This is a genomic window from Bradyrhizobium sp. IC3195, from assembly GCF_020193585.1.
Classification (GTDB): Bacteria; Pseudomonadota; Alphaproteobacteria; order Rhizobiales; family Xanthobacteraceae; genus Bradyrhizobium; species Bradyrhizobium yuanmingense.
Window position 1 is genome coordinate 426,991 of the sequence record NZ_JADYVG010000004.1, and the last position, 25,459, is coordinate 452,449.

Here is a 25,459-nt window from a genome sequence, read left to right on the forward strand (position 1 = left end):
CTGTTGCCGTAGACAGGAGGCGATGCGGCTTCACAGCGTGGTGGGGCCGGCGTGACTTGAGGATCGAGCCGATGCAAGCGATACGTCCCACTGGGGTGGAAAATCTCCTCGGTGAGGAGGAGCTGATCGTATCGAAGACCGATCTCAAAGGCCGCATCACCTACGCCAACGACGTCTTCATCCGCATGGCGAAGTACTCGCGGAAGGAGCTGATGGGCGCGCCCCACAGTCTGATCCGCCATCCCGACATGCCGCGCGCCGTCTTCAAGCTGCTCTGGGATACGCTGCAATCCAAGCAGGAGATCTTCGCCTACGTCGTCAATTTGGCGAAGGACGGCAGTCACTATTGGGTATTCGCCCACGTCACGCCGACATTCGACGAGCGCGGCAACATCGTCGGCTATCACTCCAACCGTCGCAAGCCGGATCCCGCGCAGATCGAGCGCATCAAGCCGATCTACAAGACGCTGTGCACTGAGGAGGCGCGGCATGCCAATGCCAAGGAGGGCATGCAGGCGAGCTTCGAGGCGATGGTCGGGCTGCTCAAGCAACAGGGTGTCGGTTACGATGAATTTGTGCTCTCTCTCTAAGGCGCAGGGAGCGACCGCGCTCGCGTGTGGTCTTGCCGTCGTTGCGTTCGTTCTCTCGCTGCTCGGTATGACCGGTATCACGAGTGCCGCTTCTCTCGCCGCGATCGCGCTCTCCGGCTATGCCGTCTGGTGCCAGCACCGTACGGCGGTTTCCGTCGACGAGGTGGCTGATGTCTGCCGCAAGGCGGCGGGCGGCGATCTCGAGGCGCGCATCCTCAGTGAACGGCAGGCCGGGCGGATCGGCGCGATCCAGAAATCCGTCAACGACATGCTCGATATCACCGATGCCTTCCAGCGCGAAGCTTCGGCGTCGATGGAGCATGCCAGCCGCGGCAAGTACTTCCGCAAGATCCTGGCGCGCGGATTGCCCGGCTCGTTCCGCCGCTCGGCGATCGTTATCAATGCCGGCACCGACAGCCTCGGCCGCAGGGTCGTCGAGATCGCTGACCTTGCCAGGCAATTCGGCACGCATCTCGACCAGGTTGCGGGCACGCTGATGGGCGCCGCGACCGATCTCGAATCCGATGCCGGCCAGATGGCCGCGGCGGCGGAGGAGACTAGCCTGCAGACCACCGGCGTGCTCTCTGCGTCCGACCAGGCCTCGCGCAACGTCGCAACCGTCGCCAGCGCCGCCGAGCAGCTCGCATCGTCGATCGCCGAGATCAACCGCCAGGTGGCCGGCTCGACCGCGAGCACGGGCCGGGCGGTGAACGAAGCCAATCGCGCCGGCAGCGAGATCCGGAGCCTTGCGGACGCCGCGATGCAGATCGGCGACGTCGTCAAGCTTATCAGCGAGATCGCCTCGCAGACCAACCTGCTCGCGCTCAACGCCACCATCGAGGCGGCGCGGGCAGGGGACGCCGGCCGCGGTTTCGCGGTGGTGGCCTCCGAGGTCAAGAGCCTCGCCAACCAGACCGCCAAGGCGACCGAAGAGATCAGCGCCAAGGTCGGCGAGATGCAGCAATCGACCACCAATTCGGTCGCGGCCGTCGAGGCGATCTCGCAGACCATCGCCGAGATCAACGGCATCACTGCCTCGATTGCCGCCTCGATCGAGCAGCAGGGCGCGGCGACGCGCGAGATCGCCCGCAACGTTCACGAAGCCTCCGCCGGCACCTCGCAGGTCTCCTCCAACGTGACGGGCATCAGCGAGGCCGCCGCGGACACCGGCCGCGTCGCTGCACGCGTCAACCACGCCTCCGAACGCGTCCACGGCGAAGTCGAGACGCTCCGCCGCGAAGTGACCCAATTCCTGCAAAGGCTGACCTCGGCGGCGTAGGGCTTTCAAACCCTCTCCCCTTGTGGGAGAGGGTGGCTTCGCTGAAAGCGAAGCCGGGTGAGGGGTCTCTATCCTCACGAGCGGTTTTGCGGGTTGAGAGAGACCCCTCATCCGGCGCTTCGCGCCACCTTTTCACAAGGGGAGAAGGGAAGAGCCTCGCCGGCGCGGCCCAATAACAACCACCATCCCCCGCTCCGCATCTTACCTAGGCACCCCGTGCCCGTTGTTAGTGCTTGATCGCGCTGACCTCAGGTGTTCTGCTCAAAAAAGCTGCTGGAGCACCGCAACCCGTGTCGATCTACGTCGCGCTACACCACGTCACGCACTACAAATACGACCGCCCGATCGACCTTGGCCCGCAGACGATACGGCTGCGGCCGGCGCCGCATACGCGCACGCCGATCCTGAGCTATTCGCTCAAGGTCACGCCTTCCAATCATTTCGTGAACTGGCAGCAGGACCCGCAGGGCAACTGGCTGGCGCGCTACGTCTTTCCGGAGAAGACCACCGAGCTGAAATTCGAGGTCGACTTCACGGCGCAGATGACCGTGGTCAACCCGTTCGACTTCTTCGTCGAGCCCTATGCCGACAGCTTTCCGTTCGACTATCCCAAGGATCTGAAGACGGAGCTCGCGCCTTATCTCGAGACCATCAAGCCCGACCGCTTGTTCGCCAAGTTCCTCGATTCGATCCCGCACGAGGCCCCGAACACGGTCAATTTCCTGGTCGACCTCAATCGCGAGATCCAGAAGAAGGTCCGCTACATCATCCGCATGGAGCCGGGCGTGCAGACGCCGGAGGAGACGCTTGTCTCCGGCGCAGGCTCATGCCGCGACTCCGCCTGGCTCTTGATCCAGACCTTGCGCCATCTCGGGCTCGCCGCCCGCTTCGTCTCGGGCTATCTGGTCCAGATCCGTCCCGACATCGATCCGATCGAGGGGCCGCCGGAAGTCGAGAACGATTTTACCGATCTGCACGCCTGGGCCGAGGTCTATCTGCCCGGCGCGGGGTGGATCGGATTCGACGCGACCTCGGGCATGCTCGCAGGCGAGGGGCACATCCCGGTCGCAGCCACGCCGCACTACCGTTCGGCGGCGCCGATCTCCGGCGGGGCCGGCTTTGCCGAGGTCGAGTTCTCCTTCGACATGAGCGTGAGGCGCATCCGCGAGGCGCCGCGCATCACAAAGCCGTTCTCCGACGAATCCTGGGCGCGCCTCAACGATCTCGGCGAGCAGGTCGATGGCGATCTCGCCAGCGAGGACGTGCGCCTCACCATGGGCGGCGAGCCGACCTTCGTCTCGGTCGACGATCTCGAGGCCGGCGAGTGGAACACGGAGGCCGTCGGTCCGACCAAGCGCACGCTCGGCGACGATCTGATCCGCCGCCTGCGCACGCGCTTCGCGCCGGGCGGGCTGCTGCATTACGGCCAGGGCAAATGGTATCCGGGCGAGAGCCTGCCGCGCTGGGCCTTCGGCCTCTATTGGCGCAAGGACGGCGTGCCGATCTGGAAGAACGCCGACCTCATCGCCAGGATCGAGAATCCCAGGAGACCGGAGGTCAAGGATGCCGAGGCCTTCATGGAAGGCACGGCGGCGCGACTCGGCGTCGACCTCGGCTACATCATGCCGGCCTATGAGGATCCCGCCTATTGGCTGCAGAAGGAAGCGGAGCTTCCGGTCAATGTCGATCCCACCGATTCAAAGCTGTCCGATCCCGAAGCCCGCGCACGCATGGCGCGGGTGTTCGATCAGGGTCTGAATACGCCGCGCGGCTTCGTGCTGCCGATCCAGCGCTGGAATGCGCCGCCGCGCTGGCGCAGCGAACGCTGGCCGCTGCGGCGCAATCATCTGTTCCTGACGCCGGGCGATTCACCGCTCGGTCTGCGCCTGCCGATCGGCTCGCTCGGTCACGTCCCGCCCAACCAATATCCCTACATCGTCGAGCAGGACCCGATGGAGCCGCGGGGCAGGCTGCCGGTGTTCACCCGCATGGCGCGTCCGCCATCGCCGCCGCGTACGGCCCCCGAGCATCTCAACACCGCTATACCCGTGCGCACGGCGATGGCCGTGGAGATCCGCGACGGCCTGATCTGCGCCTTCATGCCGCCGGTCGAGCGCATCGAGGATTATCTCGAGCTGATCTCGGCGCTCGAGGACACCGCGGAGGAGATGCAGCTTCCGGTTCATGTCGAGGGTTATCCGCCGCCGTTCGATCCGCGGATCGAGGTGATCAAGGTGACGCCCGACCCCGGTGTCATCGAGATCAACATCCAGCCGGCCAAGAGCTGGCGCGATGCGGTCGAGATCACCACCGGCCTCTACGAGGATGCGGCCAAGGTCCGCCTCGGCGCCAACCGTTTCCTGGTCGACGGCCGTCACACCGGCACCGGGGGCGGCAATCACGTCGTGGTCGGCGGCTCCTCACCGCAGGACTCGCCGTTCCTGCGCCGGCCCGATCTTCTGAAGAGCCTGGTGCTGTATTGGCAGCGCCATCCGGCGCTGTCCTATTTCTTCTCCGGTCTTTTCATCGGCCCGACCAGCCAGGCGCCGCGCATCGACGAGGCGCGCCACGACAGCATCTACGAGCTCGAGATCGCGCTCTCGCACGTGCCGCCGCCCAGCTACCAGACGCCGCTCTGGCTGGTGGACCGGCTGTTCCGGCATCTATTGGTCGACATCACCGGTAACACCCACCGCGCCGAGATCTGCATTGACAAGCTCTATTCGCCGGAAGGACCCACGGGCCGGCTCGGCCTCGTCGAATTCCGCGCGCTCGAAATGCCGCCGGATCCGCGCATGTCGCTGGCGCAGCAGCTCCTGATCCGCGCGCTGATCGCAAAGTTCTGGCGTGAGCCGCTGAGCGGCAAGTTCGTGCGCTGGGGCACCGCGCTGCACGACCGCTTCATGCTGCCGCATTTCATCTGGGAAGATTTTCTCGACGTGCTCGGCGAGCTCAAGCAATCGGGCTATCCGTTCGAGCCGGAATGGTATCTGGCCCAGCTCGAATTCCGCTTCCCCGCTTTCGGCCGCATCCACCATGGCGGCGTGACGCTGGAGCTGCGGCAGGCGCTGGAGCCCTGGCACGTGCTCGGTGAGGAGGGCTCGGCCGGCGGCACCGTGCGCTATGTCGATAGCTCGGTCGAGCGGCTCCAGGTCAAGGCCGAAGGCTTCGTCGAGGGCCGCCACGTCGTCACCTGCAACGGCCGCCGCCTGCCGATGACCCCGACCGGCCGCTCCGGCGAGGCTGTGGCTGCCGTCCGCTTCAAGGCCTGGCAGCCGGCCTCCGGCCTGCACCCGACCATCCCCGTGCACGCGCCGCTGACCTTTGACCTGATCGATACCTGGAACGGCCGCTCGCTCGGCGGCTGCGTCTACCACGTCGCCCATCCTGGCGGGCGCAACTACGACACCAAGCCGGTCAATACCTACGAGGCCGAGGCCCGGCGGCTGGCGCGCTTCCAGGACCACGGCCACACCCCGGGTCCGATGCAGCCGCCGCCCGAGGAACGCACAAATGAATTTCCGCTGACCCTCGACTTGCGGACCCCGCTCCTGCAATGAGTATGATGGTGGGGGAGGGAAAGGCCCATGGGCGAGGGCGCAGCCGAAGACAACGACCAGGCGGGCAGGGCAAATGCCCAGCAGCGGATTGCGCAGTGGGTCCGCGACTATAGCCGCCTGCCCGGCATCCCCGACGAGTTTCTGGGGCCCGACGGTGCGCCGCGCGCGGTCTGGAGCCGCTTCTTCGACGCCTTCGGCGCGCTGGCGCCCGACGAGATCGAGCGCCGCTTCGGCATGGCCGATCGCCATCTCCGCGAGGCCGGCGTCACCTACCGCGCGCCCGGCGATAGCGCCGACCGGCCCTGGTCGATCAGCCATCTGCCGCTTTTGATCGACGAGGCCGACTGGCAGCAGCTTTGCGCCGGCATCACCCAGCGCGCCGAGCTGCTCGAGCGCGTGCTGCGCGACATTTATGGCGAGGGGCGCCTCGTGGCCGAAGGCGCGCTCCCGGCCGCGGCGATCGCCGGCAGTCCCGAATATCTCCGTCCGGTCTGCGGCGTGCCGCCGCCCGGCGGACGTTATCTCTCGATCTATGCCGCCGATGTCGGCCGCGGGCCCGACGGCCGCTGGTGGGTGCTCGGCGACCGCACCCAGGCGCCATCGGGTGCGGGCTACGCGCTGGAGAACCGCCTGGTGCTGTCGCGCGCCTTCTCCGATCTCTACAAGTCGATGAACGTGCCGCGCGTCGCGCCGTTCTTCGAGGCGTTCCGCGACAGCTTGCGCGCGCGCGCCGATCGCGACGAGCCCAGGATCGGCGTGCTCACCCCCGGCAGCTTCAGCGAGACCTATTTCGAGCACGCGACGCTGGCGCGCTATCTCGGCTTCCTGCTGGTCGAGGGCGACGATCTCGCGGTCAGCGACGACCGCGTCCACATCCGCACCGTCGCCGGCCTGAAGCGGCTGGATGTGCTGTTGCGCCGGGTCGATTCCAACTCGCTCGACCCGCTCGAGCTCGATGCCTCCTCGCGGCTCGGTGTGCCCGGCCTGATCGACGTGCTGCGCAAGGACGGCGTCGTCGTCGCCAACATGCCGGGCTCGGGCGTTTTGGAGGCCCGGGCGCTGCTCGGCTTCCTGCCGGCCCTGAGCCGCCGCCTGCTCGGCGAAGACCTGAAGATGCCGCACATCGCGACCTGGTGGTGCGGCCAGCGCGTGGCGCGCGACGAGGTGCTGGCGCGGCTCGACGAGGTCGCGATCGAAGGCGCCTATCGGCGCGGCGTTCCCGGTTTCGACAGCAATGGTCCGGTGCTCGCGAGCGAGCTCGACGCCAGCGGACGGCAGCGCCTGATCGATGCGATCAGCGCGCGCGGCATGGACTATGTCGGCCAGGAGGTGGTGCGGCTCTCGACCATGCCGGTGTGGGAGCACGGGCAGCTCACGCCGCGCCCCTTCGTGCTGCGCGTGTTCGCCGCCGCGACGCCGGACGGCTGGGCCATCATGCCCGGCGGCTTCTGCCGCATCGCCGAGCAGCCGGACGCGCGCGCGGTGTCGATGGGCGACGGCGCGCGCGCCGCCGACGTCTGGGTCGTCTCCGACAAGCAGGTCGCGACCGCGACGCTCCTGCCGGCGACCGACAAGGTGCGCATCCGCCGCATCGCTGGCGTGCTGCCGAGCCGCGCCGCCGACAATCTGTTCTGGCTCGGCCGCTATCTCGAGCGCGCCGAGGCGACGCTGCGGCTGGTGCGCGCTTTGGGCTCGCCGAGCGGGCCGAACAAGGGCACGGCGGCCTCGGTGCAATCGGCCGAACGCATCCAGCGCCTCCTTGTCGCCTGGGGCGCGGTCTCGCAATCCTCGCGCACGGCCGCGGGGCGTATCGTCGCCGAAGCGCTGCAGGGCGCGGAGCGTTTCGGCTCGGCCCTGTCGCTGGTGAGGGCGGCGCAGCGCACGGCGACCTCCTTGCGCGAGCGGCTGTCGCCCGATGCCTGGCAAGTGATCACCGAGATGGCCGAGCGCCTCGCCATCGAGATGGAGGACGACGACAGCGTGCTGAGCGCCGCCGAGCTGACCTTGCAGGAGCTGGCGAGCTTCGCAGGGCTCGCGCAGGAGAATATGAATCGCGCCGCGGGCTGGCGCTTCCTCGACATCGGCCGCCGCATCGAGCGCGCCATCAACACCACGCGCTTCACCCGCCAGTTCGCCTATGACGAGGCCGGCGACGAGGATCTCGACATCCTGCTGACGCTGGTGGATTGCCAGATCACCTACCGCTCGCGTTATCTGCTGGCGCCCATTCTGGCCCCGGTGCGCGACCTCGCGGTGCTCGACGGCTACAATCCGCGTTCGGTGGCGTTTCAGGTGACGACGCTGAACGAGCACATTGCGGCGCTGCCGAGCCTGAAGGAGCATGGCCTGATCGAGAAACCGCAGCGTCTCGCCGTGGCGATGCAGGCGATGCTCGCGACCGCCGAGGCCGAGAAGCTCGAGGTCAAGACGCTGTTCGCCCTGGAGCAGGATCTGCTCAGCCTCGGCGAGGCGATCGGGCAGCACTACTTCCCGCACGGTCCCAATGCCAGCCGGCCGGAAAAGTTGACGGGGCTGGCGTGATCTACGACATCCGTCACGTCACCACCTACGAGTACGAGAATCCCGTCAGCTTCGCCCGCTGCACGCTGCGGCTGGAGCCCAGAATCGGCGTCGGCCAGGAGCTGATCTCGCACGAGGTCGAGATCCAACCGCGCCCGGCCGAGCGCAATGTGCGGCGCGACTTCTTCGGCACGCTGACCGAGAGCGTGACGATCGAAGCCGCGCATCGCAATCTGCGCATCGACTCGCGCTCCCGGGTTTCGATCTCGCGCCGACCGCCGGCGCGCGATGCGGTCAGCCCGCCCTGGGAGAGCGTCCGCGACATCGCGTTTGAAGCCACCAGCCTCGGGCCGTCCTCGCCGGTCGGTTATGTCTTTGCCAGCCCCCTGGTGCCGGTGCTGCGCCCGGTCAGCGCCTATGCCGGGGTGAGCTTTCCGCCCGGCGTGGGCATCCTCACCGGCGCCGTCGACCTGATGCGACGCATCCGCGGCGAATTCCGCTACGATCCGAAGGCGACCGTGATCTCGACGCCGCTCGACGAAGTCTTCGACAAGCGTCACGGCGTCTGCCAGGACTTTGCCCATGTCATGATTGCCGGGCTGCGCGGGCTCGGCCTGCCGGCGGCCTATGTCAGCGGCTATCTGCGCACCATTCCGCCGCCGGGCCAGCCGCGGCTGCAAGGGGCCGACGCCACCCATGCCTGGGTGTCTCTCTGGTGCGGGGCCGAGCTTGGCTGGGTCGATCTCGATCCGACCAACGATCTCCTCATCGGCAACGATCACATCGTGCTCGCAATGGGACGCGATTTTTCCGACGTCTCGCCGGTCGACGGCATCATCGTCGGCTCGCCCAAGCAGAAGCTCGGCGTCGCCGTCGACGTGCTGCTGGTGGAGTAGGGTGGGTACGTCAGCCTCTTCGATGCAGCACAACCACATGCCCAGGAGTGGCGTATGCCACCCTCTTTACAGCGCTAAGCGGTCAGCACGTCTTCGATCCGGATCGGCAGGGTGCGGACGCGCTTGCCGGTCGCATGAAAGACGGCGTTTGCGATCGCGGGGGCGATACCGACCAGGGCGATTTCGCCGAGACCCTTGACCCCGAGTTCATTGACGTGCGGATCAGCCTCCTCGACGAAGTGCGCTTCGATCTGGGGAATGTCCAGGTTGACGGGCATCAGGTAGTCGGCCATGTGAGCGTTGACCGGCCGGCCGTCGCGCGCGTCGAGAACGGTGCGCTCCATCAGCGCCATACCGATGCCGCCGACCATGCCGCCGGTGCATTGGCTGTGGGCGAGACGCGGGTTGACGACGCGGCCGATGCCATAGGCGCCGACCGCGCGGCGAACGCGGATCGTGCCGACGTCGGGATCGACGGCGACCTCGACGAAGACGGCGCCGAACGAGTGCATCGAGAACCTGGCGGCAGCCTCGGGATCCCGTTGAGACGACGCCGTGGCTTCGATCGGCCGATCGTTCCGGCTCTTCGCGGCCTGTTCTCGCACGGCGATGCAGGCAGCGCGGATCGCGGAGCCCACCGAGGCCATGGTCCAAGAGCCGCCGTGGGATGGGGCAGGCGGATAATCCGAGCGACCAAGGCTGAAGCGCACCTTTTCGACAGGGAGCCCGAGAGTCTCGGCGGCGACCTGCGTCATCGACGTATAGGTGCCCGGACCCATGTCGCTGGCCGCGATCTCGACCTCGGCTGTCCCGTCGCGAAGCAGCCGCGCCCGCGCAGTGGCCGGTGCGTGAAAGGCGGGATAGCTTGCCGAGGCTACTCCCATCCCGATCAGCAGGCGGCCGTCGCGCATCGAGCGCGGTTCGGGCGTACGGCGCGACCAGCCGAACCGTTCGGCCCCGAGATCGTAGCATTTCATCAGCGATCGGCTGGAGAAGGGCTTGTTTTCTCCCTCGTCGATCTCCGGCTCGTTCCGGCGCCGCAGATCGATCGGATCCAGGCGGAGCTTATAAGCCAACTCGTCCATGGCGCATTCGAGCGCGAAAACGCCGCTGGCCTCGCCAGGGCCACGCATGTGGTTTGGCGTTCCGGTATCGAGCGGGACCAGACGGTAGCGCGTCCGCACGTTGGGCGAGGAGTAGAGGAACGTCGTGACCGAGGTCAGAGCTTCCATGAATTCTTCGTAGCGACTGGTCTCGCCCGTGCCTTCGTGCACCACGCTGATGAGCGTTCCGTCCGCCGTGGCGCCGAGAGCGATCCTCTGCACCGTGCGCGGCCGATGTCCGGTGGTGAAGAACATCTGCTTACGCGTCAGGACGAGCTTCACCGGGCGCCCCACGTGCCGGGCGGCCATGGCCGCGAGCGTCACATGGGGCCAGGTTCTGAGCGAGGTCCCGAAGGCCCCGCCGATGAACGGGCAGATGACCGTCACTTTTTCGGGCGACAGACCGAAGATCGCCGCGATCTCGGCCTGCTCGTTGACGACGAACTGGCTCTTGCTCCAAAGCGTCAGGCGGTCGCCGTTCCAGCTGGCGATCGTCGCATGCGGCTCCATCGGATTGTGGTTCTCGCGCGCGATGTCATAGGTCTCATCGACCTTCACCGGCGCGTCGGCCAGGGCCTTATCCGCACTTCCGCGCGCCTTGTCGGCGGGCAGCCGGGCGTCCGGCTGTTTGCCAGCCTCGGGCACGATGGGACGGGCTTCGGAACCTGCGGAATCGATGATTGGCCGCTCGGCCTTGTAGGTGAGGCGCAGCGCCGCGGCGGCGCGCTCCGCCTGCGCAATGGTTGCGGCAACGACGAGCGCCACCGGCTGTCCGTGGAAGCGCACATGGTCGTCCTGCAGCACATGCAGCCGCTCGCCCGTCGCCGGATCGATGTAGCTCTTGTGCGGGCGGTACGCCAGGCGTGGCGCGTTGAGATGCGAGAGGACGGCGAGAACGCCCGGCATCTTCTCGACCGCCGCGCTGTCCACGCCGGTCACTCGTCCAAGCCCTATTGTGGCGCTGACGATCACGGCATAGGCCTGGCCGGGCTGATTAAAATCGGCCGCGTACCGCGCGGAGCCCGTGACCTTGGCACGGCCATCCACGTGGGGCAGCGGCTGTCCGATGACGCTGATGGTCATGCAATTCCTCCCGTCATTTCGAAGGCGCGGACGATCGTCCGCGGCAGGAGTTCGAGTTTGTAATGATTGCCGGACAGCGGGCGGGCCCCTTCCAACGCCGATCGGGCGGCCGCCTCAAACACCTGCCGGCCCGGTACCTTGCCGATCAGCGCCGCTTCCACCGCGCGCATGCGCCAAGGTCGGGTGCCGACCCCGCCAACCGCGAGCCGCGCGCCGCGGATCACGCCGTCCACGACGTCGAGCGCCGCTGCCGCGGAGACCAGCGCAAATTCGTAGGACGCGCGGTCGCGCACCTTGAGATAGCGCGCCCGGCGGCTATCAGGCCCCCCGGGGACCCGCACTTCAACGATGAGCTCGCCCGGCAGCAGCGTGTGTTCGAGATGGGGAGTGTCGCCGGGCAAGCGAAACAGCTCCTCGACCGGGAAAGTGCGCTCGCCCTTCGGCCCCCTGACCCGCATAGTGGCATCGAGCGCGACCAGCGCGACCGCAACGTCCGAGGGGTGCGTCGCCACGCAGTGATCGCTGGTGCCGAGAATGGCGTGACCGGCATTCAGGCCGTCGCGTGCGGCGCAACCCGAGCCAGGGCTGCGCTTGTTGCAGGATGCGTCGAGCATCCGAAAGTAGGGGCAGCGCACGCGCTGGAGCAGGTTGCCGCCGATCGAGGCCATGTTGCGCAGTTGCGGCGAGGCGCCCTCGATCAGGCTCTCGGAGATCAGCGGGTAAAGACGCTGAACATCGGAATGGGCGGCGATGTCGGCCATCCGCGCGAGCGCGCCGATGACGAGGTCGGACCGGTCGACGCGAATACCGGACAGCGGAAGCGCGTTGATGTCGACGAGCTGCTGTGGCTGCTCCACCTCGTCGCGCATGAGATCGACCAATGTCGTGCCGCCGGCGATGAGGCGGCCTCCGGAGGATGCGGCGGCGACGGCGGCCTCGATGGAGGTCACCTTCTCGATCGTGAACGGGAGCATGGTCAGACCCTCTTGGCGGCGTCGGCAACGGCGGCGACGATCCCGGGATACGCCCCGCAGCGACAGATATTGCCGCTCATCCAGAACCGAATGTCCTCCGGCGAGCCCGCATGGCCTTCGGCGATGCAGCCGACGGCCGACATGATCTGCCCGGGGGTACAGAAGCCGCACTGCAAGCCGTCGTGCTCGACGAATGCGCTCTGGAGCGGATGAAGCTCACCATTCTTCTCGAGACCCTCGATCGTCTCGACAATGGCCCCGTCATGCATCGCAGCCAGCGTCAGACACGACACGACCCGCCTGCCGTTGAGAAGGATGGTGCAAGCGCCGCAGGCGCCCTGATTGCAGCCCTTCTTCGTACCGGTGAGACCGAGATCTTCGCGCAGAAGGTCGAGCAGGGATTGCCGCGTATCCAAGTCGAGCTCCTGTCTCGTTCCGTTCACGTTCAGACGAACCCGTGCCGTCGATGCAGCGGGCTTGCTTTCGGATGCGGGTTGCGCGGTAACCGGGGGCACCACCGCCATGGAAGCCGCTCCGCCGACAGTCAGCAGGAGCGAACGGCGCGATACTCCGCCCCGCGTGCTTTCGGTCTCAGCAGCGCCGGCGGCGAACGGTTCTTGGTTTGTCATGGTGGTCGGGATCCCCTCGGATGATCCGGCCCAGTAGGCCATGATCCCGACGGACGCACCGTTCCGATATTGCGGCGACTATCGCAATCTTGCGACGAAGTGGCGCCCGCGCCTGTGGACTCTGCTTCTCGCCCATCGCGGCCAAGGCAGCCCAGCTGTGAGTGGTAGACCGGGCGCAATGAGATCAAGCCCAACCCACGTGCCACTTGCCATCGGAGTTGTCTCGATACCGCGAAGTCAATCATGCGCACTATTTGTGCAATCAGCCAGACATTGCGACATTTCGACCGCAGCTTCCATTCCCGCCATGTCGTGAAACATGGTATGTCGATGAAGCGCCTGTCGCGGGTGCGGCCAAATATGACATAACCAAAGCGATGCCTGATCGAAATCCTTTTCAGACGATGGTCCGGCTGCTATGGGAAGCCCCGCCGCCTTTGGCACCCATCCAGTTAAACTGCGGCACACAACTTACTCATCGTTTTGTTCGCGGCACGCGTTATGGCTATGCCCCAGGCATGCCCGGACACCTTGTCGGCACCTACTATGGAGAGCCTCAGCACAGTGCGTGGACGGTTGAGCGACGGCGGCTCTCTGCCCCGCTGCGGCCGAATTCTATCACTGTGATTCCCGACCGGCATGATGGAGATTGGGAAGTTGAAGGACCGCTCCACGTGTCCCATGTCTATCTCACCAACGAACGACTGGAGCATTGCCGAACACTCATCGGTGGGCGAGGCAAGGTAGAGCTGGCGCCACGCGTCGGCAGCGCAGACGCTGTGACCTCACAGCTTCTTGCAATCCTCAGCGACCCCGACGTCATTGTCGATCCTTCGGCAAAGTTGCTGGTCGATCGCGCGGTTGACCTACTCTGCATCCAGCTATTGCGTTCGCACAGCATAGTGCTGCTGCCGCAGAGCCTCGCTTATACTCGCGGCGGGCTCGCGCGCTGGCAGCTCAGGCGTGTGACCGAATACATGCTGGCGCATCTCGACAAGCCGATCGGCCTTGACGAACTAGCGTCCCTGGTCGGCCGCAGCCGCTATCATTTTTGCTCGGCGTTCCGTCTCTCGACAGGATTGACGCCGCATGTCTGGCTAACTCGGCAACGCATGTTGCTTGCACAACGCCTGCTGAATGATCCAAATCTATCGATCAGTGAAGTTGCGCTCGCAGTCGGATATTCAACGCCGTCGGCTTTCGCCCAGACTTTCCGCAGAATTGTCGGCACGACGCCGCGAAATTTCCGCCGATCCTTGTAGCCTCACATCGGATGTCAGCTTCTGGCCCATCTCCGACCCGGGCGAGGACGCCAGCGCGCTGCTATCGAGGTGGAGCGGACTCTCCAAGGAGTGCAGCGCGGGCTTATGAATACGCGCCCCTGGAAAGGGTCGGCGCTCGCCGTCACCGCACCATGGTCTCGCGATCCCAGGCCTTGTAGTCGGGCGAACCTTGGATGCGGATCGGACCGTCGTAGCCGTATTCCACCATGTGCACGGTCACATAGTCCTTCCCGAAAAATGCGACGCCGTAGGATTGCGGCAGGTCGCAGGCGCTCAGCAGCTTCGTCTCGGAGAACAGCGGAAAGCTTGCATGGTTGGTGCCCCGCAGCGACGAGACGGGGACGCCTGCAATCGAGCCTGCGAGAGGCAAGTGGCAATGCCCGAAGAAGACGTGGCGGATCTTCGCACGATGACGGCTGACGAGATGGCGGAAAGGAGCTTCGTCGATCAGGCCGATCTGGTCGAACGGGACGAGATGCACCGGCATGGGATTATGGTGCATGAACAGCAGAAACGGCCCGTCATGCTCGGTAAGCCGGGCCTCGAGCCAGCCGAGACGATCGTCGCAATAGCGGCCGGCGTGCGTTTCCGGATGGGCGGTGTCGAGGAACAGGCAGCGGCCGGCAGCCGTATCGTGGATGCCCTGGACGAAGCCGTTCTCGTCGGCGAGGTCGGGGAACACGCTCAGGAAGGCGGCGCGCCGGTCGTGGTTGCCGATGCACAGCCGCACCGGCAGCGGATATGCGTCGAGGCGCTGCTTGAGCCATTGATAATCGGCGAGATCGCCCCAATCCGAGAGGTCGCCGGTGATCACCATCAATTCGGCGTCGTGATGATCGTGCAGCGCATGCGCCAGCGCCCGCTCGAAATTGACGCGCGGATCGCGGCCGCCGATGGTCGCACCGGGCGCCGTCAGGTGAATGTCGCTCAGATGCAGCAGTTTCATCGCCAGCTCCGGTCATCGAGGCGGCACGGGGCGCCGAGGGCGTCCCGTGCCGGGGGATGTGAGGATGGTCAGCGCGCCGCGCCTGTCGTCTTCGGCAGCAGCTTCTGCACGTCGGCGGTCATGTCGGCGAGGACGGCCTCCGGCTCCTTGACGCGGGCGCCCGAGATGATCGAATTGAGATGATCCTTGATCACGTCGGTGATCTTCAGGCCGTTGTCGCCGGGGAAGGCGTACCATTTGGTGAGCAGCGCGAGCTGGCTGACCGCGGTGTAGTTGTTGGGGTTCTTGACGTAGAAGTCCTTCAGATAGACCTCGTTGGCGACCTTGTTCGGCGGCATGTAACCGGTGGTCTCCGCCATGATCGCGGCGCCCTTGGGGCCGGTCCAGAATTTCACCGCTTCCCAGGCGGCATCGCGCTTGGCCTTGTCCTTGGCGAGGATCAGCACGACGTTGCCGCCGGCCGGCAGCCTGCCCTTGGTGGAGGCGACGTCCGGGAACGGAATCGTCTTCAGCGTGAACTTGCCGCCGGTCATCTGCGTGACCTTGTTGAGGTCCGAGGTCGAGGTGACGTGGAAGCCGGTCTTGCCGGCCGCGAACGCCGCGCGCATCGACGGCTGGTCGAGATTGGGCATGCCGGCCTCGTTGACGAGCCGCGCGATCGTATTGATGGCGAACTTGCCTTCCGCTCCGTCGAACGCGACCTTGGTCTCGTCGGCATTGAGCATGGTGCCGCCGCGCGCGAACACCGGCGCCTGCCACAGCCAGTTGCCGGTGATGTCCCAGGCATAGGTGACGCCGTTGGTGTCGTTGCCGAGCGCCTTGATCTTCTTGGCCAGCGCGATCAGCTCGTCCCAGCTCTTCGGCAGATTGTTCACGTCGCCGCCGGCCTGCTTGACCAGGTCGAGGTTGACGTAGACGATCGGCAGCGAGATCGCGAAGGGCAGGGCGTAGATCTTGCCGCTGGCGGTGCCGATGTCGAACATCGCCTGGTGGAAGCCCTGCTTGTCGAAATCCTTCTCCGCGGCGATGTAGCCGTCGAGCTCGGCCGGGATGTTCTTGTCGACCAGGACGCGGATGCGGTTCAAGCCCTGGAACGAGACGTCAGGCATCTGATTGGTCACGGCCTCGCGCAGCACCTTCTGGGTGCCGTCCTCGTAGGATTCGTAAGGCGCCCGCATCGTGACCTTGATCTCCGGGCGCACCTTGGCGAATTCCTCGGCGATGCGCTTGTGCGTCTCGGTGAACAGCTCCGGATAGGGATATTGCATCACGATCTCGGTCTTTGTCTGCGCGAGCGCAGATCCGGCCGCAAGCGACAGAGCCGCCGCGGCGATGATGGTCTTCAGCATGATAGACTCCTTGTTTGAGGTGACGTGGCTACTTGATCCCGGTCAGGGTGATGCCCTCGATGAAACGGCGCTGGGCAAAGAGGAAAGCGATGACGAGCGGCGCGATGATCACCATCGCCGCCGCCATCAGCGGGCCGTAGCTGGTGCCGGCCTCGCTGTTGCGGAAATGGGCGACCGCGAGCGGCGGCGTGCGCAAATGCTCGCTGTTGAGCACGATCAGCGGCCAGAAATAGTCGTTCCAATGCGCGACCACGGAGAAGATGCCGAAGGCGGTCACTGCGGGAATCGCGGCCGGCAGCATCACCCGCCAGACGATGCCGAATTCGGAGATGCCGTCCATGCGCGCGGCGTCGACGAGATCGTCGGGCACGGTCTTGAAGAACTGGCGCATCAGGAAGATGCCGAACACCGAGATCGTGAAGGGCAGCACCAGCGCGGCATAGCTGTCGAGCAGGCCGATCTTGTGCAGCAGCAGGAAGACCGGGATCGCGGTCGCCTGCGGCGGGATCAGGATCCCGAACAGCACCAGCGCCAACAGCGTCTCGCGGCCGAGGAAGCGGAGTTTTGCGAGCGCGTAGGCCGCCGGCAGCGCCACCATCACCTGCAACACGAAGATCGAGACCGTGACGATGATTCCGTTGAGCAGGAAGCGCAGCAGATTGGCCTTGGCGAAGGCCTCGCGCAGATTCTCGACAAGCGCGAACTGGTGCGGGATCAGGTGCAATTCGCTGGAGAAGATCTCGGTCTGCGGCTTGGATGCGGTCGAGATCATCCAGATGAAGGGGGCCAGCATGAGCGCGGCGCCCGCGATCAGCAGCACGTGGCGGAGGATCGCCCGGACTGGGATGGGATGCGCGTTGCTCATGTGTAGTGCACGCCGCGATCGGCGAGCCTCGATTTGATCAGGGTGAGCGCGAGGACGAAGACCAGGAAGACGACGGTGATGGCCGCGGCATAGCCCGAGCGGAAGAATTCGAAGCCTTCCGTGTACATCGTGTGGATCAGAACCTCGGTGGATTTCGACGGGCCGCCCTTGGTCAAGACGTGCACGGTGTCGAACACCTGGAACGAGCGGATGCCGGAGATCACGACGACGAAGGTCGTGACCGGCCCCAGCATCGGCCAGGTCACGAGGCGGAAGCGTGCCCAGCCGCTCGAGGCGCCGTCGATCTCGGCCGCCTCGTAGAGCTGCTTGGGAATGGAGACGAGGCCGGCGAGGAACAGCACCATGTTGAAGCCGACGGCCTGCCAGATGCCGATCGCGCACAGCGCATAGAGGGCGGTGCTGCGGTCCTGGAGCCATGCGAAGGCCGGCAGGCCCGCGCCGCGGAGAAGCCCGTTCACCAGGCCGAATTGCGGATGCAGCATGAATTCCCACACCACCGCCATCGCGATCAGGGTCGCCATGACTGGCAGGAAATAGATCGTCCGGTAGAGGCTGCGCAGGCTGGTGCCGCTCTGGATCAGCAGTGCGATCGCAAGGCCGGCGATCACGGCGCCGGGCACCACGATCACGACGTAAGTCAGCGTGTTGCGCAGCGCGGTCCAGAACACCTTGTCGGCGAACAGGTCCTGGTAGTTGGCGAGCCCGATCCAGGAGAAATGCGGCGCGCCGAGCTGATAGTCGGTGAAGGAGAGGGCGATCACGCCGGCGAGCGGACCGAGCAGCATGACCAGCATGAGCGCGGCGCCCGGCGTCACCAGCGCGTAGGCGGCATGGCTCCGCCTGCTGCCATGGGCCGGCAGCGTGCGCCTTGTCGTGCCCGCGGGAGCGCCGGCCGCGCCGATGGTCATCGAGCCGTCAGACATGGGCGGGCTCACGGATGCGCTCGGCCTGCTCCATTCTGAGCTCGATCCGTTTCCCGGCCGGATCGAACATCCGCACCGCGTCTGGTGCGAAGCCGAAGGCGACGGAGCTTGCCATCGCCGGCAAATGCTTGACGTCCGCGAGCCGCGCGATCAGGCGCGACCCGGTGCCTTCGACCGCCAGATGCACGAAGGCCTCGGCGCCGAGATTCTCCAGATGGACGACGGTTCCGGAGAACGGCCCGGTGCCGAGCTCGACCCGCTCCGGACGGACCCCGATGCGGCAATCGCCGGCCGCCGCACTGCACGTAAGTTTCAAGGCGGTCCCCAGCACATCGACGCCGCCGTCCTTGCGGATCCGGCCGGGGAGGACGTTGATCTTGGGGCTGCCGATGAATTCGGCAACGCGGATGTCGCCGGGCTCGTTGTAGATCTCGGCCGGCGTGCCGGCCTGGATCAGCTCACCGCCCATCATGACGGCGATCCGGCTCGACATCGTCATCGCCTCGGCCTGGTCGTGCGTGACGTAGACGAACGTTGCCTTGAGGCGGCGATGCAGCTCGGCGAGCTCTGCGCGCATGTGGACGCGCAGCTTGGCGTCGAGATTGGAGAGCGGTTCGTCGAACAGGAAGGCCACCGGCTCGCGCACCATGGCGCGTCCGACCGCGACGCGTTGCCGCTGTCCGCCGGACAATTGTCCGGGCTTGCGCCGCAGCAATGGGCTGATGTCGAGCTGCTCGGCGATGCCTTCGATGTCGGCGCGAATGTGCCGTTCCTTGGCGCGCCGGCCCGGCAGCAGCGCACCCAGTAGCGGCAGTCGCTCGATCGCGGAGAGGCGCCGCATCCGCAGCGGCACCGCGATGTTGTCGAAGGCGCTCAAATGCGGATAAAGCGCATAGGATTGGAACACCATCGCGAGGTTACGCGCGCTCGGGCGAATGCCGTCCACGGGGCGGCCGTCGATGCGGACCTCGCCGGAATTCTGCGGCTCGAGCCCGGCAATGATGCGAAGCAGGGTCGACTTGCCGCAGCCGGACGGGCCGACCAGCGAGATGAACTCGCCGTCGGCGATGCGGAAATCGATGCCTTTCAGGACGTCGGTGCCGTCAAAGGACTTGCGGATTGCGGATAGTTCGATTTGCGCCATGCGCGCTGATCCCCTGCTGGTCCGTTTGCGGCGCACGAGGAGTAGGAAGCGCGTCTGACATTCACATAACGGTCAATGGCCTTCCTTATGGTCATCCCAGGTTTTGCTTTCGCCCCGTCCGACGGGGAATATCATCTTGGGGTTGTCGTCGTGGCGTTGACGTCGTCGCGCGTTCGGGCGGTCAATGCGGTGTTCGAGACCGGCAGCTTTGCCGCTGCGGCAAGGCGGCTCGGGGTGTCGCAGCCGGCCGTTGCGCAGTTGGTGCGGGATCTGGAGGCCGAGTTCGGGGTGGCGCTGTTCGACCGGCACGGCCAGACCCTGATCGCGACATCGCTGTGCCGGCGGCTCTATGCCGCGACGAGCCGCATGCAGGCGGTCGAAGCCGATGCGCTCGCCATCCTGCAGCAGCGCGACGAGCTCACGGGAGGTGAGCTTCGCATCGGGCTCGGCAACGCCATGCCCGGCATGGCGTTGATCGCGGCGTTCCGCAACCTCTATCCGAAGATCCAGATCAACATCGAGATCGGCAGCTGGTCGGCGATCATGGCCGCGGTGGTCGACCAGCGCGTCGACGTCGCCGTATTGCCGGAGGTGCCGCATGACAACCGCTTCCGGCGCGAGCCCTGCGTGCAGCAGCGCGTCGTTGCGATCTGCCATCCCGTTCACGACCTCAGCCGCCAGTCGCGCGTGTCCATCGCCGGCCTCATGCAATATCCGCTGGTGTTCCGGACCCGGGATTCCGCGACCCAGCGCGCCGTCGACCGGGCGTTTCGCGCCCTCAACCTGCGCGCCAGTCCGGCGATCATCGTCAATACGCGCGAGGGGATGCTGGAGGCGGTCGCCAACCGGCTTGGCGTCGGCTTCGTCTGGGAGCACGGCTCGAGCCGCATCGACCGGATCGCGAAGGTGGCGATCGCGGAAATCGAGGCGGAGTCGCCCGAATACATCTTCTCGCTGGCGGGCAAGCGCGGCAAGCTGGTCGAGCTGTTCTACCTGGCCCGAAGCCTTTCGCGCCCGGCCGACGGCGCCGATATCCTGGCCGCGCCCTGAGCGGCGGCCGCCTTCCCGCCGCTTTGGGTTGTGCTGAACTGTGACGGCAACCGTGATGTTGCGCAGCGGGACGGTAAGGTATTTGCGTATTTTCCGTCCCCGAAGTTTGGTTACCCGGCCCAAGATGGGCTATGCTCCCCGCTGCGTCGACGACAAGAATGAGACGTCGGGAGATGGCATGGGATACCAGCGGCGGACGGGGCTGCGTCCATGATAACCTTACCCAGACTGGCAGCTGAATCGCTGGAGCAGTTCCTCGGCAACTTCATGCGCCGCCGGTACGATGAGACTTCCGCAAGCATCGTTGCAAGCGCAACCCGTACCGCGATGGAATGCATCGGCAACAGCGATGCGCTCTACCACAATATCGAGCATACGATGTTGGTGACCCTGGCCGCCCAGGCGATCCTCCGCGGCCGAAGCCTTCATACCCATCTCTCGGCCGAAGATTACGTTCATGTCCTGATCGCCTGCCTTGCCCACGACATCGGCTATGTCCGCGGCCTCTTCGAGGAGGATGACGCCGACGGCTTCGTCATCGACGCCGCCGACAACAAGATCTCGCTGCCGCGCGGTGCATCGGACGCGAGCCTGATGATGTATCACGTCGACCGCTCGAAGCTGTATGTGACGCGGCGGCTGCGGCATATCCCGGGAGTCGATCCGGAGCGCGTTGCCCGCGCCATCGAGGGGACGCGCTTTCCCGCCCGTGAAGGCCAGGAATACGACGACGAAGCCTCGATCCTGCGTGCGGCCGATTTCATCGGCCAGCTCGGCGATCCCAACTATCTGCGCAAGGCCAACGCGCTTTATTACGAGTTCGAGGAGGTCGGCATCAACCGCCAGCTCGGCTACGACTCGCCCGCCGACATCGTGAACCGCTATCCGCAATTCTATTGGAACAGCGTTGCTCCGCACATCCAGACCGAGATCGGCTATCTCAACAAGACCGAGATCGGCCGGCAATGGATCGCCAACCTCTACAGCAACGTGTTCCGCGCCGAACGCGACATCTCGCTGTCCGGTCCGCAGAAATAGGCCCCTTGTAGCCTCGTAGCCCGGATGGAGCGTAAGCGAAATCCGGGATTCGCGGATACAGGCGTCCCCGCATTGCGCTTCGCTCCATGCGGGCTACAAGAGCTCTGCGCAACGAGATCATCCGTGAGCAAATCATGCAACAAAAAACCATCACCACTGATATTCTCGACGTCGCTTATCGCGAATACGGTGCGCCGGACGGCTGGCCCTGCATCATGGGGCATGGCTTTCCCTATGACGCGAACGCCTATGCCGAGACCGCGCCTGTTATCGCCGAGGCCGGCGCCCGCGTGCTGGTGCCCTGGCTGCGCGGCTACGGGCCGACGCGGTTTCGCTTCGCCGAGACGCTGCGCTCCGGCGAGCAGGCGGCGTTAGGTGCCGATCTCCTGGCCTTCATGGATGCGCTCGGGATCAGGCGGGCCATCGTCGGCGGCTATGATTGGGGCGGGCGCGCCGCCTGCGTGGTCTCGGCGCTCTATCCGGAGCGCGTGATCGGTCTCGTCTCCGGCAATTCCTACAACATCCAGAACATCGCCCTCGCCATGGAGCCGGCCTCGCCGCCGGAGGAGGCGGCGTTCTGGTATCAGTATCTCTTCCACAACGAGCGCGGCCGCCGCGCGCTGGAACGCAACCGCCGCGGCTTTGCCCGTCAGCTCTGGACGATGTGGTCGCCGAAATGGGCCTTCGACGACGCGACGTTCGAGACAAGCGCCGTGTCGTTCGACAATCCCGATTTCGTCGACGTCGTGATCCATTCCTACCGCCATCGTTACGCACTGGTGGCCGGCGATCCCGCCTATGCGGGCATCGAGGCAAAGCTCGCCGCGCAGCCGACGATCCGCGTCCCGACGATCGCGATCGACGGCGACAGCGACGGCGTCAATTCCGGCACCGCCCACCACGCGCGCAAGTTCGAGGGATTTTTCGAGCGGCGCGTCTTCACCGATGCCGGTCACAATTTGCCGCAGGAGCGGCCGGCCGAATGGGCACAGGCCGTGATCGACGTGCGGAAAGCGGCTGCGTCATAGGCGGCCCCGAGGCGCCCTCGGCGCACCTCATCATGAGGGGATTGGCGGGTCGGCACTAGGCCATCCATCCGTTCCCCAAATTTCCCCGACTTTCGGGAACCTTTTCCGATTGCGGCCGTCCAAGCTGTGGGCCCGCTTCCATATGCGGGCTCGTTGCAGGGGAGAAGCTTGATGAAGTCACAAGTGCGCAAGCTGGAACGTGTCGCCGTGGCGCAGACGCCGACCGATCGGCCTGACAGGGCGGAGGTCGAACAGGCGATCCGGACCATGATCCGCTGGGCCGGCGATGATCCCGCGCGCGACGGTTTGCGCGAGACACCTGCTCGCGTTGCACGCGCGTTCGCAGAGTATTTTTCCGGATACGCGCAGGATCCGACCGAGATCCTGCAAAAGACCTTCGAGGAGATCGAGGGCTATGACGAGATGATCGTCCTGCGCGGCGTTCGCTTCGAGAGCCATTGCGAGCACCACATGGCGCCGATCGTCGGCCGCGCCTGGGTCGCCTATATTCCGCAGGGGCGCGTGGTCGGCATCTCCAAGCTCGCACGCGTGGTGGACGTCTACGCAAAACGGCTCCAGATCCAGGAGAAGATGACCGCGCAGATCGCCAATACCATCAACGATGTGCTCAAGCCTGAAGGCGTCGGGGTCATCATCAAGGCGACACATCACTGCATGACCACGCGCGGCGCGCACAAGCCCGGGACCGATCTCGTCACCAGCCGTATGCTGGGTGTGTTCCGCGACAATGCGCTGACGCGCCAGGAACTGCTGGGGCTCGCCAGTTCGGACGATTGACCTGCGCTCGGCGCTGACCCGCCGCATTCGATCTTGATTTGCGTCAAGGTTGCGGCAGGCGAGGTCTGCTCTGCTGGGTGTTGTCTCGGTCGGGTGCGTGCTATCATGGCGTGTGCCCGGGGGCTTCGCATGCAGGAGTGGCCCATGACAACTGCGTCAGATACGTCTCATCCGTCCGGTCTCGGCTCGGGAATGGCTGCGCTACACGCCAAATGGGGCTGGATCGTCGCGCTCGGCGTCGTCTACCTGATTGCCGGCTTCGTCGCGCTCGGCAGCATGGTGATGGCAACGGTGGCGAGCGTGATCGTGGTCGGTGCAATGATGATCGTCGCCGGCGTCACCGAGGTGATCGGCGCATTCCAGATGAAGAGCTGGGGAAAGTTCCTGATCTGGGCCTTGCTCGGTGTGCTCTACATCGTTGCCGGCTTCCTCACCTTCGCGAACCCGCTCTTCGCCGCGGTTCTGCTCACGCTGTTCCTCGGCGCCTCGCTGCTGGCCTCCGGCGCGGTCAGGCTGTTTCTCGCCTTCAGCATGAAGCGCGAAAGCCCGTGGGGCTGGGTGGCGGTGTCGGCCGTCGTCACGCTGCTGCTCGGGCTGCTGATCCTGGTGCGCTGGCCGGTGAACAGCGTCTACATCCTCGGCCTGTTCCTCGGCATCGACCTGATCATGGCCGGTGCCGGATGGGTCAGCTTGGGCTTCGCCTTGAAGCGGCGCGGCTAAAGCATGATCCGGAAAAGTGCCGAAGCGGTTTTCCGGAAAGCTCATGCGTCAAGAACAACCTGACGCACGATGACGATTCATCAAAATCTCGTCGCGCTTCAGGCGATGCCATCAGCAACTCGACGCAAGACCATCTTGATGAACTCCGCTGATCTGACGCGCTGACAAGAAGCAGCGCGCCGCGCGGTCGTTTCGCCGCGGCGACAATCATTGGGGAGAAAACCATGAAAGCCGCTTTGGCCCTGGCCGCAGCGCTGGCTGCCGCCTGCTTGTCCGCCCCTGTCTCCGCGCAAAAATCCTACGGTCCTGGAGTCAGCGACACCGAGATCAAGATCGGCAACACCATGCCCTATAGCGGCCCGGCATCGCCGCTCAGCATCACGGGACGGGTGATCTCCGCCTATTTCGACGAGATCAACGAGAAGGGCGGCGTTGGCGGCCGCAAGCTCAATCTGATCTCGCTCGACGATGCCTTCTCGCCGCCCAAGACCATGGAAGCCGCGCGGCGCCTCGTCGAAGGCGACGGCGTCGCCTTCATCTTCGCCACCATGGGCACGGCGCCGAGCTCGGCGATCGCAAAATATCTCAACAGCAACAAGGTGCCGCAGATCTTCCTGATCAGCTCGGCCTCGAAGTGGAACGATCCCGCCAACATGCCTTGGTCGATCGCGCTGCCCTGGGCGCCGAACTACACCAGCGAGGCCGCGATCGACGTCGCCTATGCCCGCGCCAGGAACCCGAATGCGCGCTTTGCGGTGCTCTACCAGAACGACGACGCCGGCAAGGAATATCTTCGCGGCGTCAAGGAGGCGCTCGGTGCCGACGCCGACAAGGCGATCGCGATGGCCTCGAGCTTCGAGGTCGCCGACCCCACCGTCGATTCCCAGGTCCTGACGCTCGCCAATACCAAGGCCGACGTCTTCATGATCTATTCGGTGACGCCGCGAGCCTGCGCGCAGGCGATCCGCAAGGCGCACGAGGTCGGCTGGCAGCCGACGCGCTTTCTGGCCTCTGGCTGCGCCAACAAGGCCACCGTGATGGCGCCCGCTGGCCTGGAGGCCGGCAAGGGCGTGCTGTCGCTCGGCGCGCTCAAGCCGTTCGTCGAGGCGCCGAAGGACGATCCGGCGATGACGGCCTATATCGACTTCATGAAGAAGCGCCTGCCCAATGCCGACATCAACAACGTCGCCGGCCTCTACGGCTACACCGTCGCCGAGGCGCTGGTGGCGCTGCTGAAGCAGTGCAAGGACAACCTGACGCGCGAGAACATCATGGCGCAGGCCGCGAATCTGAAGAACGTGCCGCTGTCGCTCCTGATGCCCGGCATCACCCTCAACACCACGCCGCAGGATTTCCGCCCGATCAAGGACGGCTACATGCTCCAGTTCGACGGCAACGACTGGGTGGTGGCAAGCGAGCTGTTGCGCGGAACGTGAGGCATGAAATAGCGGCCACACGGCGGTGCACCCTCTCCCCTTGTGGGAGAGGGTGGATGCGCGAAGCGCAGCCGGGTGAGGGGTTTCTCTCCGCGTGCGAAGCTGTCTGTTGTGCTTGCGGAGACAACCCCTCATCCGGCGCTTCGCGCCACCTTCTCCCACAAGGGGAGAAGGGAAGAAGCGCCCTCATCGAGCGCAATATACTTGGCGAACAGGAGACCACC

At 65.6% G+C, this 25,459-nt stretch carries 20 protein-coding genes; 12 read left to right on the plus strand and 8 right to left on the minus strand.

Annotated elements, in window-relative coordinates; genetic code table 11:
* The first annotated feature begins 71 nt into the window (after positions 1 to 71).
* From I6F09_RS12325 to I6F09_RS12345, 5 genes are all read left to right on the plus strand, one after another.
* Positions 72 to 590 (plus strand): PAS domain-containing protein, encoded by a 519-nt coding sequence (locus tag I6F09_RS12325; RefSeq protein WP_225152729.1) that lies wholly within the window; start codon positions 72 to 74, stop codon positions 588 to 590.
* Positions 568 to 1,869: a methyl-accepting chemotaxis protein gene (locus tag I6F09_RS12330; protein WP_225188159.1), complete on the plus strand. Its 1,302-nt coding sequence runs from the start codon at positions 568 to 570 to the stop codon at positions 1,867 to 1,869. Before I6F09_RS12325 ends, I6F09_RS12330 begins: the two co-directional genes overlap by 23 nt.
* Before the next feature lie 290 nt (positions 1,870 to 2,159).
* Positions 2,160 to 5,429 (plus strand): transglutaminase family protein, encoded by a 3,270-nt coding sequence (locus I6F09_RS12335; protein WP_225188160.1) that lies wholly within the window; start codon positions 2,160 to 2,162, stop codon positions 5,427 to 5,429.
* Between the two features lie 27 nt (positions 5,430 to 5,456).
* Complete coding sequence (locus I6F09_RS12340; protein ID WP_225188161.1) at positions 5,457 to 7,970, plus strand: circularly permuted type 2 ATP-grasp protein; 2,514 nt, start codon at positions 5,457 to 5,459, stop codon at positions 7,968 to 7,970.
* The gene (locus I6F09_RS12345; RefSeq protein ID WP_225127295.1) at positions 7,967 to 8,845 is read left to right on the plus strand and encodes a transglutaminase family protein; all 879 of its coding nucleotides are present in this window, start codon (positions 7,967 to 7,969) and stop codon (positions 8,843 to 8,845) included. The genes I6F09_RS12340 and I6F09_RS12345 overlap by 4 nt, the downstream gene beginning before the upstream one ends.
* A 74-nt stretch (positions 8,846 to 8,919) precedes the next feature.
* Here I6F09_RS12345 and I6F09_RS12350 read toward each other — a convergent pair whose 3' ends face one another.
* Genes I6F09_RS12350 through I6F09_RS12360 form a run of 3 tightly spaced genes read right to left on the minus strand, consistent with a single transcriptional unit; the run spans position 8,920 to position 12,529 of the window.
* Positions 8,920 to 11,031: a xanthine dehydrogenase family protein molybdopterin-binding subunit gene (locus tag I6F09_RS12350; RefSeq protein ID WP_225188162.1), complete on the minus strand. Its 2,112-nt coding sequence runs from the start codon at positions 11,029 to 11,031 to the stop codon at positions 8,920 to 8,922.
* A complete protein-coding gene (locus tag I6F09_RS12355; protein ID WP_036006148.1) occupies positions 11,028 to 12,005 on the minus strand; it encodes a xanthine dehydrogenase family protein subunit M in 978 nt (325 codons plus the stop codon). The genes I6F09_RS12350 and I6F09_RS12355 overlap by 4 nt, the downstream gene beginning before the upstream one ends.
* A gap of 2 nt (positions 12,006 to 12,007) precedes the next feature.
* On the minus strand, positions 12,008 to 12,529 hold the full coding sequence (locus I6F09_RS12360; protein ID WP_225188163.1) for a (2Fe-2S)-binding protein: 522 nt from the start codon (positions 12,527 to 12,529) through the stop codon (positions 12,008 to 12,010).
* Positions 12,530 to 13,308: 779 nt separating this feature from the next.
* Here I6F09_RS12360 and I6F09_RS37700 point away from each other — a divergent pair.
* Positions 13,309 to 13,896, plus strand: a complete 588-nt coding sequence (locus I6F09_RS37700; protein WP_225188164.1) for an AraC family transcriptional regulator — start codon at positions 13,309 to 13,311, stop codon at positions 13,894 to 13,896.
* Between the two features lie 142 nt (positions 13,897 to 14,038).
* Here I6F09_RS37700 and I6F09_RS12370 read toward each other — a convergent pair whose 3' ends face one another.
* From I6F09_RS12370 to I6F09_RS12390, 5 genes are all read right to left on the minus strand, one after another.
* The gene (locus I6F09_RS12370) at positions 14,039 to 14,863 is read right to left on the minus strand and encodes a phosphodiesterase (protein WP_225188165.1); all 825 of its coding nucleotides are present in this window, start codon (positions 14,861 to 14,863) and stop codon (positions 14,039 to 14,041) included.
* 68 nt (positions 14,864 to 14,931) lie between these two features.
* Positions 14,932 to 16,212 (minus strand): ABC transporter substrate-binding protein, encoded by a 1,281-nt coding sequence (locus I6F09_RS12375; RefSeq protein WP_225188166.1) that lies wholly within the window; start codon positions 16,210 to 16,212, stop codon positions 14,932 to 14,934.
* A 28-nt stretch (positions 16,213 to 16,240) separates the two neighbouring features.
* Positions 16,241 to 17,077 carry a carbohydrate ABC transporter permease gene (locus tag I6F09_RS12380; protein WP_225188167.1) on the minus strand — a complete coding sequence of 279 codons (837 nt, stop codon included), beginning with the start codon at positions 17,075 to 17,077 and terminating at the stop codon, positions 16,241 to 16,243.
* A complete protein-coding gene (locus I6F09_RS12385; RefSeq protein ID WP_338076430.1) occupies positions 17,074 to 17,892 on the minus strand; it encodes a sugar ABC transporter permease in 819 nt (272 codons plus the stop codon). The genes I6F09_RS12380 and I6F09_RS12385 overlap by 4 nt, the downstream gene beginning before the upstream one ends.
* Positions 17,893 to 18,013: 121 nt before the next feature.
* Positions 18,014 to 19,165, minus strand: a complete 1,152-nt coding sequence (locus tag I6F09_RS12390; protein WP_225188169.1) for an ABC transporter ATP-binding protein — start codon at positions 19,163 to 19,165, stop codon at positions 18,014 to 18,016.
* Positions 19,166 to 19,315: 150 nt separating this feature from the next.
* Here I6F09_RS12390 and I6F09_RS12395 point away from each other — a divergent pair, with 150 nt between their 5' ends.
* The 6 genes from I6F09_RS12395 (at position 19,316) to I6F09_RS12420 (ending at position 25,235) form a co-directional block, all read left to right on the plus strand.
* Complete coding sequence (locus tag I6F09_RS12395) at positions 19,316 to 20,215, plus strand: LysR family transcriptional regulator (protein WP_225113516.1); 900 nt, start codon at positions 19,316 to 19,318, stop codon at positions 20,213 to 20,215.
* Positions 20,216 to 20,425: 210 nt separating this feature from the next.
* A complete protein-coding gene (locus I6F09_RS12400) occupies positions 20,426 to 21,253 on the plus strand; it encodes an HD domain-containing protein (RefSeq protein ID WP_036023069.1) in 828 nt (275 codons plus the stop codon).
* A 134-nt stretch (positions 21,254 to 21,387) separates the two neighbouring features.
* A complete protein-coding gene (locus tag I6F09_RS12405; protein ID WP_225188170.1) occupies positions 21,388 to 22,281 on the plus strand; it encodes an alpha/beta hydrolase in 894 nt (297 codons plus the stop codon).
* Positions 22,282 to 22,452: 171 nt separating this feature from the next.
* A complete protein-coding gene (gene folE / locus I6F09_RS12410; RefSeq protein WP_057027130.1) occupies positions 22,453 to 23,079 on the plus strand; it encodes a GTP cyclohydrolase I FolE in 627 nt (208 codons plus the stop codon).
* Between the two features lie 144 nt (positions 23,080 to 23,223).
* On the plus strand, positions 23,224 to 23,799 hold the full coding sequence (locus I6F09_RS12415) for an HdeD family acid-resistance protein (protein WP_036006124.1): 576 nt from the start codon (positions 23,224 to 23,226) through the stop codon (positions 23,797 to 23,799).
* A 224-nt stretch (positions 23,800 to 24,023) separates the two neighbouring features.
* Entirely contained in the window at positions 24,024 to 25,235 is a 1,212-nt protein-coding gene (locus tag I6F09_RS12420) for an ABC transporter substrate-binding protein (protein ID WP_036006122.1), read from the plus strand.
* The last annotated feature ends 224 nt before the right edge of the window (positions 25,236 to 25,459 follow it).

Excerpts from the sequence above, each read along its gene's own strand:
- I6F09_RS12325 (WP_225152729.1), top strand. The coding sequence starts at position 72 with ATGCAAGCGATACGTCCCACTGGGGTGGAAAATCTCCTCGGTGAGGAG.
- I6F09_RS12330 (WP_225188159.1), top strand. The coding sequence starts at position 568 with ATGAATTTGTGCTCTCTCTCTAAGGCGCAGGGAGCGACCGCGCTCGCG.
- I6F09_RS12340 (WP_225188161.1), top strand. The coding sequence starts at position 5,457 with ATGGGCGAGGGCGCAGCCGAAGACAACGACCAGGCGGGCAGGGCAAAT.
- I6F09_RS12350 (WP_225188162.1), bottom strand. The coding sequence starts at position 11,031 with ATGACCATCAGCGTCATCGGACAGCCGCTGCCCCACGTGGATGGCCGT.
- I6F09_RS12355 (WP_036006148.1), bottom strand. The coding sequence starts at position 12,005 with ATGCTCCCGTTCACGATCGAGAAGGTGACCTCCATCGAGGCCGCCGTC.
- I6F09_RS12360 (WP_225188163.1), bottom strand. The coding sequence starts at position 12,529 with ATGGCGGTGGTGCCCCCGGTTACCGCGCAACCCGCATCCGAAAGCAAG.
- I6F09_RS12370 (WP_225188165.1), bottom strand. The coding sequence starts at position 14,863 with ATGAAACTGCTGCATCTGAGCGACATTCACCTGACGGCGCCCGGTGCG.
- I6F09_RS12375 (WP_225188166.1), bottom strand. The coding sequence starts at position 16,212 with ATGCTGAAGACCATCATCGCCGCGGCGGCTCTGTCGCTTGCGGCCGGA.
- I6F09_RS12380 (WP_225188167.1), bottom strand. The coding sequence starts at position 17,077 with ATGAGCAACGCGCATCCCATCCCAGTCCGGGCGATCCTCCGCCACGTG.
- I6F09_RS12385 (WP_338076430.1), bottom strand. The coding sequence starts at position 17,892 with ATGCTGGTCATGCTGCTCGGTCCGCTCGCCGGCGTGATCGCCCTCTCC.
- I6F09_RS12390 (WP_225188169.1), bottom strand. The coding sequence starts at position 19,165 with ATGGCGCAAATCGAACTATCCGCAATCCGCAAGTCCTTTGACGGCACC.
- I6F09_RS12400 (WP_036023069.1), top strand. The coding sequence starts at position 20,426 with ATGATAACCTTACCCAGACTGGCAGCTGAATCGCTGGAGCAGTTCCTC.
- I6F09_RS12405 (WP_225188170.1), top strand. The coding sequence starts at position 21,388 with ATGCAACAAAAAACCATCACCACTGATATTCTCGACGTCGCTTATCGC.
- folE (WP_057027130.1), top strand. The coding sequence starts at position 22,453 with ATGAAGTCACAAGTGCGCAAGCTGGAACGTGTCGCCGTGGCGCAGACG.
- I6F09_RS12415 (WP_036006124.1), top strand. The coding sequence starts at position 23,224 with ATGACAACTGCGTCAGATACGTCTCATCCGTCCGGTCTCGGCTCGGGA.
- I6F09_RS12420 (WP_036006122.1), top strand. The coding sequence starts at position 24,024 with ATGAAAGCCGCTTTGGCCCTGGCCGCAGCGCTGGCTGCCGCCTGCTTG.